The sequence below is a fragment of the Pseudomonas sp. 18058 genome (genome assembly GCF_902706155.1).
In the GTDB taxonomy this organism is placed as follows: domain Bacteria; phylum Pseudomonadota; class Gammaproteobacteria; order Pseudomonadales; family Pseudomonadaceae; genus Aquipseudomonas; species Aquipseudomonas rustica.
On record NZ_CACSJY010000016.1, the window covers coordinates 88,344 to 100,692 of the forward strand.

Annotated in this window: 14 protein-coding genes; 2 read left to right on the top strand and 12 right to left on the bottom strand. The window is 51.4% G+C overall.

Annotated features, from left to right (window positions below; translation table 11 throughout):
* Positions 1-54 precede the first annotated feature (54 nt).
* The 3 genes from GVL50_RS11365 to GVL50_RS11375 form a co-directional block, all read right to left on the bottom strand.
* A complete protein-coding gene (locus tag GVL50_RS11365) occupies positions 55-1,380 on the bottom strand; it encodes a hypothetical protein (RefSeq protein WP_159812980.1) in 1,326 nt (441 codons plus the stop codon).
* 330 nt (positions 1,381-1,710) lie between these two features.
* Positions 1,711-2,265: a tyrosine-type recombinase/integrase gene (locus GVL50_RS11370; protein ID WP_116657253.1), complete on the bottom strand. Its 555-nt coding sequence runs from the start codon at positions 2,263-2,265 to the stop codon at positions 1,711-1,713.
* Positions 2,266-2,821: 556 nt separating this feature from the next.
* Positions 2,822-3,052 (bottom strand): helix-turn-helix domain-containing protein, encoded by a 231-nt coding sequence (locus tag GVL50_RS11375; protein WP_116657254.1) that lies wholly within the window; start codon positions 3,050-3,052, stop codon positions 2,822-2,824.
* Between the two features lie 168 nt (positions 3,053-3,220).
* On the opposite strand from GVL50_RS11375, the gene GVL50_RS11380 reads away from it, so the two are divergent.
* Positions 3,221-3,988 (top strand): OfxX fusion product, encoded by a 768-nt coding sequence (locus GVL50_RS11380; protein WP_159812982.1) that lies wholly within the window; start codon positions 3,221-3,223, stop codon positions 3,986-3,988.
* A gap of 124 nt (positions 3,989-4,112) precedes the next feature.
* Here the strand turns inward: GVL50_RS11380 and GVL50_RS11385 are convergent, their stop codons facing one another.
* From GVL50_RS11385 to GVL50_RS11420, 8 genes are all read right to left on the bottom strand, one after another.
* Positions 4,113-4,316 carry a hypothetical protein gene (locus GVL50_RS11385; protein WP_159812984.1) on the bottom strand — a complete coding sequence of 68 codons (204 nt, stop codon included), beginning with the start codon at positions 4,314-4,316 and terminating at the stop codon, positions 4,113-4,115.
* Between the two features lie 49 nt (positions 4,317-4,365).
* Positions 4,366-4,908 (bottom strand): hypothetical protein, encoded by a 543-nt coding sequence (locus tag GVL50_RS11390; protein ID WP_159812986.1) that lies wholly within the window; start codon positions 4,906-4,908, stop codon positions 4,366-4,368.
* Between the two features lie 15 nt (positions 4,909-4,923).
* On the bottom strand, positions 4,924-5,301 hold the full coding sequence (locus GVL50_RS11395; RefSeq protein WP_159812988.1) for a hypothetical protein: 378 nt from the start codon (positions 5,299-5,301) through the stop codon (positions 4,924-4,926).
* Between the two features lie 1,415 nt (positions 5,302-6,716).
* On the bottom strand, positions 6,717-7,613 hold the full coding sequence (locus GVL50_RS11400) for a helix-turn-helix domain-containing protein (protein ID WP_159812990.1): 897 nt from the start codon (positions 7,611-7,613) through the stop codon (positions 6,717-6,719).
* Positions 7,614-8,144: 531 nt separating this feature from the next.
* Positions 8,145-8,567, bottom strand: a complete 423-nt coding sequence (locus tag GVL50_RS11405) for a Rha family transcriptional regulator (RefSeq protein WP_218586037.1) — start codon at positions 8,565-8,567, stop codon at positions 8,145-8,147.
* A complete protein-coding gene (locus GVL50_RS11410) occupies positions 8,557-8,964 on the bottom strand; it encodes a hypothetical protein (protein WP_159812992.1) in 408 nt (135 codons plus the stop codon). The genes GVL50_RS11405 and GVL50_RS11410 overlap by 11 nt, the downstream gene beginning before the upstream one ends.
* 10 nt (positions 8,965-8,974) lie before the next feature.
* Entirely contained in the window at positions 8,975-9,289 is a 315-nt protein-coding gene (locus GVL50_RS11415; RefSeq protein ID WP_159812994.1) for a Rha family transcriptional regulator, read from the bottom strand.
* A 125-nt stretch (positions 9,290-9,414) separates the two neighbouring features.
* Entirely contained in the window at positions 9,415-10,371 is a 957-nt protein-coding gene (locus GVL50_RS11420; RefSeq protein ID WP_159812996.1) for a site-specific integrase, read from the bottom strand.
* 930 nt (positions 10,372-11,301) lie between these two features.
* On the opposite strand from GVL50_RS11420, the gene GVL50_RS11425 reads away from it, so the two are divergent.
* Positions 11,302-11,757, top strand: a complete 456-nt coding sequence (locus GVL50_RS11425; protein WP_053118966.1) for a DUF2214 family protein — start codon at positions 11,302-11,304, stop codon at positions 11,755-11,757.
* A 220-nt stretch (positions 11,758-11,977) separates the two neighbouring features.
* Here the strand turns inward: GVL50_RS11425 and csrA are convergent, their stop codons facing one another.
* Positions 11,978-12,172: a carbon storage regulator CsrA gene (csrA, locus tag GVL50_RS11430; protein ID WP_003179932.1), complete on the bottom strand. Its 195-nt coding sequence runs from the start codon at positions 12,170-12,172 to the stop codon at positions 11,978-11,980.
* Positions 12,173-12,349: the final 177 nt, after the last annotated feature.

A 12,349-nucleotide genomic window follows, 5' to 3' on the forward strand; every position in this document is an offset into this window, starting at 1 on the left:
TGCGAGAAGCCTAGATCAATCCTACGGAGACTGGCGCCTGTGTTATCAGTAATCTCATTGCTTTGCCAAACGATGCCAAATGTAGCTGGGACGTTTTTTTGTTAACTGGAGTTCTCGCAAGGCGGGCAGGCTTTCACTCACACCTTGCATCGCAGAAATAACTAACGAAGATACAAGAGGAGCCACCGAGCCAGTACATATTGCCAGTCCTACGCCACAGAGTGAGGTTGTCGTACCCTTCACGAGGCCTGAGCTGATTTGGCCAACTACGCTTCGAACCTCATCTACCTGAGGCATAATTTCTTTCTGAAAGAGCGCGCGAGACTTAGCTGCAAACTTTTCTTCATCAACTCCGTGAAGCTCTTCGCTAACTGAAGTAAGCGAGTTATTGAAGCGTTCAAATGCAGTAGGGTATTTGTCGCGCAACTCGATAATGGTATGTGGGGACTCTATATTTAAGAAGCTATCATTGAGGTTGAGGAACCTAACGCACGGTGAGATTTGCTTTGCTCCCTTGGTGTTGGATAGTGAGAGAAGCGTAGATTCGAATTCGGATTCGGTGATGTACGTGTATCCAAGTTCCTGGGCGAGGGAAACCTGATTGCAAATTGCTTTCAAACGGGCAATGACGGCTTGGTTGGTGGCTTGATAAGCCCATTGCTTAAACTTTTCTTCGGATAATACTCCGTCTTTGTCCCAGTGCTGTTGGTAGCTAACTTGATCACCTTCAAATTTAGCATTCTCGATTGTCGTAAACTTGAATAAGCCAACCCCCGAGTAAAGCCGATCATTCGCAAAGCCTACATTCAACGCCGTGCGGCGCTTGACGCTAGCATTCTCGCGCATAACTAACATTCTTCCCTCGTTATCCATTACCACTGACTGAAGGACTGCGTTAGCGTGGGCGTAATCATGGATCGCTGGTGATATTGATGATCTGAACGCATCCTTCGAGAAGAATATAGGGATCTCTTCGCTAGGTTTTTCGTAGTAACTGATAGGGTACACGTTAACAAAACCGCCTCTTATAAGCGGATGAAGCCAGCTATAAAACTCAAGGCCGGCTTGTAGGTCGTCAATACTTATACTAGATCGGAAAGAAATCAGTGGGTCGTCTAGAGTGACTCTGTTGTAGATAAGTAAAGAGGAAAGAGTGTTCTCTTTGGAGAACTTCGAAGACCATGTGCTGAACTGTGCGTTGAGCTTCCCGTCCGTGGAGTGTTTTTCAACCTCGGTATAAATACTTCCTTGTCTTGATATTGCGAAATGCGAAAACCTTCTAGACAGTTCCTCACTGGACACCTTTTCTAAGTCGATAACGTCGCCATTAGACTTAAGTAGCTCGCACTCAATCAGCAAATCTAATGCTTGGTTGCTCATGTTTTCCTTACGATCTTTCTTGGCCGTTAACGGCAGGTATCCTTCTAGTATAGCGTGCGTTTAGAGGTGGTGAAGGGCACGTTCATTGGCCGGCGTAACGTTGGATTTTCAACGCGGCATGGTTGTCCTTTGCCGATATCGCACTCTCTTTCTTACTGGAAATATCAGAGGGTCACCCGCCGAGACGGTGAAAGTCCTGCTCAGACGAGGTTGATCCTTAATGCCATCTCTGTGCCTCCACTCAGTTAGTCGCCAAAATCGGCAAATATCCCAAGCATGGAAAAGCCGCCCGCAGGCGGCTGGTGTGACGCTGTCGGGCTCCACAATGGTCTAGAACACGAACTCATGGTATGTGGCGTCGACTTCCGCTTGAGTGATGCCTATATACGCCATGGTTACAGCAGGGCTGGAATGGTTCAGTACCTTGCAAATCTTCTCAATGGACACCCCACCTTTGTACATTAGCCATCCACGAGTCTTTCGCATCGAGTGAGTACCAAGTTGCAGGCTCATCTCGTCACCTACAGCCTTGAAGGCGTTGGCTACAGCGATGCGGCTTACTGCCTTGCCCTTAGCCCGGTTGCTGTCCACCTCAAACAGGTAAGTGTGCGTGGGGTGAGCAGCCCTGCGGCGGCCTACGATGGTCTTAACAGAGCTGTTCAAGTCAATGATGCGGGTCTTACCGGTCTTGCCTTCCTTGATCACCAGCTTGTCACCATGCACATCTTCGAAGGTAAGGCTGAGGAGGTCGCTGATACGTAGGGCAGTATTGACCCCGAACCGCCAGATGTCTGCGTACAGGGAATTGCCCCTGGCGTTCTTGGTCAGCTTGCGGGAGATGGTTTCGGCTTCACCCTCTGTTTTTACCGCTTCTACGATGTTCATCTCTAATTAACACTCCATGGCTTTATCCGCCGATGTGTTAAGTAGAGCACGTTTCTGCGGGTTTAGTCCAGTATTTCCGTGGGGTCGCTTATTAACACAATACCATTCTGTAAATTAGATCGTTTCTGCGGCTGCACCTGAGCAGGTACGTAAGTCCGTTTGTGGTGTGGGTTTTTCGTTTTCCTCCGCCGCCTTGGCCGTGGGGGTGCCCCTTATCCTGACCGTCGCGGTGTAGTCATGGTGTGCAACGACTTTGCAAGTGCCGTGCAGGCCGTTGGGTGTGTAGTGCAGGATGATCCGGCGATGCCGCCCCGCTGTAGTACAGATCCGGCGATTGCTGGTGCCGTAATCAGACTGGTGTAAGTAAATCTGTCGTATACGGCGGGAAAATGCGTGTCGAGGAGACTTCGCTTGACCCGAATGTAGCTTGGGCCTTGGAAATAGGGACTTTGGTAAGGGGGGAGTGGTGCTGGGGCCCGGACGGACGCCAGCGAGGGATTAGGTGTTGGTTAGTTCTGATCAGTTACTTGTAAGGCTCCTCGGGAGATGCCCTGCCTTACATTCCTTCAAACAGATCCGAGATGCTGACGCCCAGAGCATCCGCGAGCACCTTGATGGCATTGATAGAAGGGTTGGCACCACCAGTTTCAATGCGGGACATATACGTCCTTGCGAAGCCGCACTTGTCAGCGAACGCTTCCTGACTCATGTTCATGGCGACACGCAGCTCCCTTATACGGGTGCCGAACTGGTGTTGAAGCGCTGGGGAGGGTAGTGGTGCAGGCATTCCCCAATGCTGGATCCATGTGCTGTAATCGTGAACACACTAATCGTGACATTCGGGGCTGATCAGTCGGTCTGCCCATTGCCCGTAGGCGCCGCTTGCATTGCGAGCTGTCAGTCTGGTGGGGGCTCGGCAAGCCGCACAGGCGAATGAACGCTAAGGAATCGCAGCGTGAGACTGAAGATCAAAGGTGAAATTACTCAAGAGCAGTTGGCGAAGGCCTTGGACGAGGCGGTGAAGGTCCTGGAGTCCCTCCAGCCGGGTGCTAAGTTCTACGGAGCCAACTTGTATCTAACCCCTTACGATACAGACGGGGATTTGCTGACTATCGTGGATGAGCGTCATCATCCACTCGTTCTAGAGATTACCGCTCAGTCCGGAACGATTGCCAAGCCAGCCCTGACTGCAGAAGCTCAGCAACGCCGGGATGCCGTTCGTGAGGCAAAGCGCCAACGCGCGAATCAATTAGCTGAGCGAGATCGCCAGGAGCTTGCTGAGTACAATCGCAAACGCCAGGTTCAAGCTGTCCAGATAACGAAAGCTCAAATAGCGTTCGGTGCCTTAAACAAATTAACGTCAAAGCTGCTGGCGTCGGAGCCGCAGGTGCTGGTTGATGGATTCAATGAAGCCATCAGGGTAAGTTGGCATAGCCACGAGCCCAAAGAGCCGCACGGCCCACGCAAGGGCGAATTGAAGCCGTTACCAAAGTTTTCGATTGTCGATGGCAAGCTGTCGTTGTTCGCAGCTTCATGGAAGAACCCGAGGCTGCTACTCAATCCTATTGGCAACCTGAACTCGAACCTGATTGCACCCGTCTGGACGCACGACGCTTGGTTGGTCGCCGTCGACAGTTTCTTGAGGGTCATGAGGGACATGGGCGGCACACTACCGGAAGAAATCTTCGGTGATCACTTGCCTAAGGGGATCGCTGCTGACTGACCGTTCCGATGCGGGCGCGGACTGCTATGGACGCCACTGTTACAAGCCTGTTACATCCGTAACCTGTTCTGTTGGCGGTGGGGCTTGGGGGGCTAGGTGGCGGATCGCCCCCGGCACCCCAAGGTCAAGAAGCGATTGCTGTGAAGCCTGAGAAGTAGTCGGCATCAGTGGTAACGAAGCAGAGGGGGGCTGCATTCTGAATCTCCGGAAGGAGTCGGGACGAGTTCGCTACGCCACTGTCGGACGACGTGATGATGTTCCCCATCCGCTGGGTCACATCCCGCACCAACATGCCGTTGGCATCGAAGGTTTGTAAACCTGCTGGCATTAGGTCTTCCTTGAGTCTGACTCGATGTGAGTCTTGAATTGTTCCGGCTTCACGCTGCCACCTCATCGGACTTGGCAGCCTTGGTCTTAGGCGGTTTGCCGTAGGCCATCAACAGATCGGCAAGGGCAAACTCTTCCTCGGACACTTGGTGAGCCGCTGCGATCTTGGCTGCTTCCACTGCTGCTTCCCTCTCACGTCGTGTGATGGTGATTTCCATCTGGCGACGCGTCTCTGCAACGTTGCGGGCATAGCGGTTGGCTGCGTATTCAGCCTTGGCCTCATCTGCAACGATAAGAAGGTCATCCTCAATCATTTTCTGTGACTTTCGGAGATTGACGCTGAGATACAACGGCTGGCTTACGGAAGTTACAACGGTGTAACCGGCGATCATCCATCCTGCCAGCTCGTTCAGGGCTGCGGTTAGAGGCTTCTCACTTACCCAGGCTACGTTTACGCCTAGTTGTGGGTAGGCCAGTGAAGTGCAGTGCCGGAAGTAGGCCGTCTCCTTATCTTTGGTTAGTTTCTGAAGTTCTTGCTCGGTGTGTTTGAAGAACTCAACGGTGTCGATGCCGTAGTTGTACTGTGCTGTCATATTTGTTCTCGATTACTAACGTGAGCGATGCTGTTTTAAGGCCGCTATAAAGCGTTCTTTTGCGTTGGATTTGCTCGCTGATGCGTTGGTGTCTTTTGTCTTACCAGCGGGCTTCTGGGGCTTCGGTGAAGGCTTGTAGGATGCCTTGACTGGTGTCTTGGTGGCGTTAACTTTTGCCGCTCGTACCCTTGCCCGGTGCTCTGATAGGTCACTGATTGTCGCTATAGTTCCTTGGGGAAATACTGCATCCTCAAGAGCGTCCAAGTAGGTCAATTCATCTTGGGTGGCCTCGATGTAGTCGAAATTGCTGGATGAGGTTGTGGGCAAGTGTAGGTAGTAGGACATGATCGCCCCGTTGCTCTTGTCTACTTCGAGCCAGATGTTGTCAGTCATTGCGTTGCTTCCGGTTGTGGTTGGTAGTTGTTTTCAAGTTCTTGTGCGATGTACTGCTCTTCAAGTTGCTTCTGAGTCAGCTTGTTGCGTGCCCTCCATTCACGAACTTGACATTGAACTGAGTCAAATCTGGATAAAGAGGAGCGGCTATAAAACTTCCTGCCGCAAGATGTGCAGGTGTGTAGCCGTAATCGGCGCTGTGCCATAGCGGGTTACCTATTGAATGAATGTATGTGTAAGTTCCCGAAGGAATAGAAAGCCTGCTCTCAGGACGAGGCGCGGATTAGAGTTGCGTGCGTACTTGTTATGAGCACGTGCAGGATCACTTCGTTGTGAAATAAGTTGGTTTATTAGTGGTCAGTTGTCGCTGCATCCCCTGACCCGGGCATTACCGTGAAGGCTCGCATCAAACCTGTTCGGTACAGCTTACTTTCCAATGGAAACGATCATCTTGCCCCGGATCGTTAACGGGCCTATGCACCCAGTTAGTTGAACTGGGTGGTGCAAGCTGGGGGGGTGTGAAAGTGTTGCGGGAAGGGTATAAGATTGTTTGCTTTACTACTATGTAGTATACAGCAATATCTCTAGTTGTCAATACATACATGCAATAAAAGTTGCACTATTTTGCGATCTGTGAGTGTAATTTAGTTGTCTGTTGTCTCATGTTGTCACCGTTAAGTTTGCGCCGGATTATAACGCATCCGGCAAGGTGCTTACTGCATCTTGGCATGTAAAAGTTATCAATTGGTTGCTGTTCTTCAGTGACGAAGTGGGGCAGGGTAAGCCCCATAAGTCTTTGATGCCATCCCAGGATGTAAGCTGTGACGTATCGTCACGTTATATAAACTTGAAGGTTCGAGCACTAGAAGATGGTGGTACTGCACCACCTCTTCCTAGCTTATAGATTTGATATCTTGCCTCACGGCCGAGGGGCAATAAGGGGGCAGGGCAAGATAGCCCCCGTGCATATATGCTGTGACGTACACGTCACGTGGCAATCATTTAATCAGCTTTTGTCAAGGTTGATACATCTAGAGATTAGAGAAGGAGGGTTGGTGGGTGAACCACCACCTGTTCTTGACGTTAATTGTGCATTGTAACTTGTGCCCATAGGCACAGGCTATCAATAGTTACTAAGTCACCATTATAACTTGCATTGATGGTCGTGGCTGGTGTCACAAGTTTCTAAGCAAGGTTAGAAGCAATAGCGAAAGGGCTGTCTGCCCCATCTTTCCCCTTAATTATATAGAGTTGTAATTCGTGCCTCGGGGCACAGGCTATTGCTAGTGACGGTGACGTCACAAGTTGAATGTAACGTAGAGGTGGTTAATCTCAAAGCTCCGCTTTGGCGATTCGTTCACTCACCATGCTGGACATGGCGAGTCTCACTCTATATATCTGTCGCTAATCAACCATCATTGACCACCCCCTGCGACTACCCCTGCTGCCTGTGCCTCGCGATCCCACTTCTTGACCGTATTCTTGGATATGCCCAGTTCCCTTGCGGTGGTCTGGATTGGAATCCCCGCCCTTATCATCTCCAGCGCCCGTTGTTTCTTTGGTTGCTGTGCGGTGGCGGCTGGCTTAGTCTGGTCGTCATCGGATGCCCAAAACTTGTCGAAGTCGATATCCACATCAACGGTTCGAAGAATTTCTGGGTTGCGTTCAAGGTGCAATGCAATGCCACGCAGTGCTGTTCTCGCCGCTTCAACCACTCTTTGTAGCTGTCGCGTGCTCATCGGCTGCCTGTCATGGTTGATAAGGTACTCTGCTGCTGTGGCCACTGAAAGTTCGGGTAGGCGCAGCAACCGTTTCACATCTGCGAGAGCGACGCTGTGTTTTCCATTTATTACACCAGGTCCGGTACAGATTGCCCCAAAAGCAAAGTCGTCTAGCCAAGGCGTGGGTCTTCCTTCCAGCCTGAATGTACTCAATGCAGCGGCCAGTGGGTTAGTAATGACTTGAGGTTTCTTCCCAGCCTTGGACTTGTGCTCGGTCTTCGGAATAGGTTGCTTCGGTATCAGGACAACAACCGGAGCAAGATACTCTGACGGCGTTGGTCTGCATTCTAGGGGCAGGGGGCTGCCATCTTCGGCGACGTACCAGTACTTCTTGACGCCGCCACACTCTATAGGCTGATCCTGGGTCTGCTCGGGTAAATAGAGTGTTCTTATATAGACTCCATAATACTCTTTCGTGACTTTGTCGTAGATAACGTCCGCGATGGTCGCAGTGCGTGTTGATGCTACCTTTATGCGGAGTTGCTGAGCTGGGCAATCGTTACTTTCCGGCGTAGTAGTGTTCGTTTTCATATGTGTTATTCCTAGTGGTAGTTCATTTCATAGGCAAACCCTCTGTGTGTTCCGGCTATTATCGGTTGGGAACGCGTGACCCTTATTGCAGACAGCACGATACCCGCTCTGCTCAGCGGCCTATTGGCTTGAACATGCGAGGTGGTTGTCAGGTAGGGGAGGTGTTGCGGGTGCCAGCATCTGTGGCTGGGGATACGAATGTTACATGGTTGAAACGGGGCGTCAACAAAATAGTTATGGCTCGATTAACGATGGAATTTAAACTTAACCTATCGCCCCCTTGGAAGAGCATGCTACTCCCGTTGTTGTGACAAAGTCTTTAATCATGCGGTAACAAATATCAACGGTTCCGGTCGACGAGTTTGGGTTGATTCGAACTGGCTTGCCCGTAACTAGCGATATCGCGCAGCAAGGTTTTAGTTGTTCGATTTGACTTCATGCAGAACTTCTGGAAGTTAAACGCGCAAGTCGAATCTACAAGTTGCTTGTACGCCTCTCCCTTCGGTGCCTCTTCAGCAATTTTCTGATCCTTTACATCAACTTGGTGCATAAGTACCGCACGTTGCTCTCCCTGTTCGGCAGCCAGCGGCAGAGCACCTTGGAGCGTGGTCGGCACTTTGAATTGTTGCTTGGCTTGTCCCCCTCGGCTTCCAATTCACGCCAGCGGTCGATTACTGCGGCACGCATTGGGGGGCTGTAGCCGGTAAGCAGGATGTCTACTTCCCGTCGCGGTAAGTTGAAGCATGTTTGTTCCCGCTTGTAGGCATCCAAATAGATGCCAGCAAATCTGCTGGCATCTCCCCCTCCCGAGTCCTCCAGCATATTGCGGATATCGCGCATGATGTGGACGGCTACGCCGTGAGTTACCATGCGGGCGTAAGCACGGATCACTTTCAGGTGGTAGGACGCGCTGATCCACATCGCATAGGCGTAGACCTGCTCCTTAAGGCGCATGTGCCGCCAGTACGGCCACGTTTTGAGGTAATGATGTAAAGGCAGGATATCGTGCCTTTTTGACCTCATCCAAGAAGTCTTGGGTGGAGTAAAGGCCAACCCACAGGTTCAGTTTGTGGCGATTCTCTCCACCAGATGCCTTATGCACATCATTGAGGCAATAGCGGCCTTCGGCATCTTGCTTGACGGTGATTCCGTCGATTACAACTTCTTGTATCTGGTAGTCAGACAGGTTTGTAACATCTGGGCAGTTCTGGGCCACGACAACGCTGGGGTCGCGCTTGCCCTGATCGCCGGAGAAGACGTAGACCTTCGACACTTGGCCGCTTGCCTTTCTAAGCTCCCACACTGCGGGAGCTTGAATAACACCCCGCTCGACAAGGAGATCAATGCTCACGCGAATATGGTTATAGCCAAGCAGCAGGCAAAGCAGAGCGGCTGGATCGTTCAGGTTCGCAACAGGGATTGTTGGCCACCTGCTCTTCCAGTTGACGCAGGCGAACCACAACCGCGTGCCGCAGTGGGATGCTGTAGCCGTTAATCAGGGTTTCAGTAAAATCGAGTGGCAGGTTGAAGCATGGACGATCCTGTTTATTTTTATCTTTATAGCTCCCCTGAAAACTCAGGGCGGGTAAATTTAAGCCCTCCAGCATTGCCCGAATGTCTACCATCACGTTGTCGTGACGCTTCTCTGTCAGATCAGAAATCTCTAGGCTGCTCATGGTTACAACGTCCCCGTTGGCAGGCTTCAGTTCAAACGCCGGGACAGTCAGGACAGTGGTCGCTGTGGCCAGTGATGATTTTCAGCAACCAACGCCCTGGTGCGTTGGTTGCTGAAGGGGGGAGATCAGTCGATTAGATGTAGAACGTCTCTGACATTAAGATGTGAGTATCGCGCTACCGAGCGAGTATCCCGATGGCCTGACACGATCATTATCTGCGCGTTGTTGAATCCTTTCTTGGCAACATTGGTGATTCTGGTGTGACGCAACTGGTGCAGACGGACACTGCTATCTAAGCCGGCTTTGACTCGTGCCAATCGCACAGCCTGAGTTACGGCGTGCGGTGTAACTGTAAACACTTGGCCGTTCGGGTGGCGTCCCACTGTGGCCCACAGTTGGGCAAGTTGGAGAATTTCCACAGCACGGTGGGTCAGAGGGACTGATCGTGTTCCGTTCTTCCCATCAATCACATCGACAATGCGGTCTTTCAGGTGCAGGCAGTCTTTAGTCATTCTCAGAATTTCTGATCGACGCATGGCGGTTTCATATGCCAGTTCGACTATCAGTTTCATGACGGGGGATAGCTTCGCAAGTAGCTGCTCAAGCTCGCCTGCTCGAATCACTTTGTCAGATGAACGGTCAGGCTTTGGCAGTGCGATTTCACTGACAGGGTTGTGGATGTCGATTAATAGGCCGCGTTTGGCGAACCTGTAGAAGCGGGACATAAAAGCAAGCTGCGTCCTGCACGTGGACGGCTTTACCTTCTTCAAACGCATAATTTTGAAATCGTTGATCATCTGCGGGGTGATTTCGTGGATGGGCTGTGTGAAGTGTCTACCCAGATGCTCCACAATTTTCAGTGCATGGTCGTAGCTGCCTTTTCCCTTGAGCAGGCTTTCGCAGTAGGTCATGCCCAGCGTATATATAGTGTGATGCTTTCGATCTACCGTTACGGCCTCGACCTGTCTCGCCCATGATTCTGCTTCGGCCTTCGTGCTGAAGGTTTTCGACTGGGGGGATTTGCCCTTCACCCGTACCTGAGCATTCCAGTTGCCGGATGGGAGTAAGCGGAAATTTGCCATTTTTGACGCCTCATGATGTGAATGGGCGTTCTGAGAAATCCAAGAGCACCAGGGCTTGGAGCTTGCTCCTAGCAGACCTTGACATGGTGGGGGTCGTTGGTTCGAGTCCAATCGCGCCTACCAAACAAAATCCGCTCTGCTGGGCGGTCTAGAAGGGCTCACCGAAAGGTGGGCCCTTTTTTGTTGTCTGCGATTTGCAAAAGTCGTTGGAGCAGGAGTATTCGCCAATCCTGACTGCTGCCACAGACAGATCCAGTCGATTATTTACTCTACGCTGCAAACCCAGCGATGGTTATGCCGGTAGGGCGCTCGGATGAATGCAACGTCTGATACCAGAGTCATGCCGCGTTGCTGGAGCGCTTCGGTCAGTTGTACGAGTGTCTCTGCTTCGATAGTCATTACTGCACCTCGTCAGATTTACTGCGTTCACAATTCTTGACCGAATGCCGAATCAGGTAATTCATTTTTTCTGCCTGAGTGAGTTGTTCGGTGTGGAAAGTGATTAAGTCGAATGCAGTCGACCTTTCCAAGGAATATGCTCCGGGGTTGCTCGTAAAAACTGGTCGAGTTGTGAATCTATAAATTCGAACCAATGCTTGGTAAGCGATCACCGTTCGTCGCCGAGGCCATGAAAAATAATACGTATATTGAATGGGTTACGGTTTTATTTAACCAACCGGTTATCAAAAACACCTTGTTACAGACTGTGAATTTCAGTAACATCCGCCCCGCGTTCACCACCACGGTTTATGCATTTTTAAATCCCAAGCTTCCATCAGCTGCTTGGGATTTTTTTTGCCTGCGATTTGGCTTTTCCCTTCTTCGTGCGCAAGGACGTAACAAGTCCTACATACCTGCGCGAGCAAACCCCTACTTTTTCGACTACTACTGACTGGCCGATTTTCTGCTCTTGTTCATGGGAGTGTCTCGATGCTGGTTCACTGGTTTCTTGCAGCGGTTCATCTACTGGCGTTTGCCCTGGGCTTCTGGGCGGTACTGACGCGCGGGACGGCGTTCAGTCGACTCGCTGCCGGAACCGGAGAGGTGAAGCGGGTTTTGCTCGCTGACAATCTATGGGGTGTCTCTGCGTTGATCCTGCTGATCACCGGCGGGATGCGGGCCTTCGGTGGGTATGAAAAAGGCACCGACTATTACCTGCATCAGCCGCTGTTCCATCTGAAGATGACGTTGTTTGTGCTGATTCTGCTGATGGAGCTCGCGCCGATGATTACGTTGATCAAATGGCGGATCGCTTTGGCAAAGGGCAAGCCGATTGATACCGGGCGGGCAAAAATCTATGCACGAATCAGTCACGCTGAAGCGCTATTGCTGGTGCTGATGGTTGTCGCCGCAACAGGAATGGCGCGAGGGGTGACGTTCGGCTAGGAGGGCGGATTCCCCGTGCTCTCTCGGAAACGTCCGACATCCAGCCTTAAGATTGGCGGGTAGTATCGGATTCAACAGAGGGCAGGGTGGATCAAGCGGGGCGGGAAAGCATATCAAGCGCCGTGGCCAACGAAGTGGGGGTGGATGGCAGGACGGCGCATGAATCTTTAGCCAGTCATTGCGTTCGGGCAAGCTAACTGGCTACTGACTGCTGTGAGGCTCAGGGCGTTTGTGGCTTGTCCGGTGCGGTCAGGCCAGCTTGAATGCGCTGATAGATCTCTTCACGGTGTACGGCAACGTTCTTTGGAGCGTTGATGCCGATGCGAACCTGTTGGCCGCTTACGCCCAGAATGGTGATCGTAATGTCATCACCAATGTTTATGCTTTCACCGACTTTGCGGGTGAGTATCAGCATGGTCTTCTCCTTGATTGCTTTGTAGGGCACCTGATTCAGACAGTGCAGAGGTCGGTGGTACGTATAGATTAGTGCGAAGTCTCACAGTTTGGGTGCCTCTTTCTGACGCGCAGATGCGGCATTAATTCCCAGGGCGTAACTATACAGAGGCTGCAATCATCATTCTCGTTGTTTTGT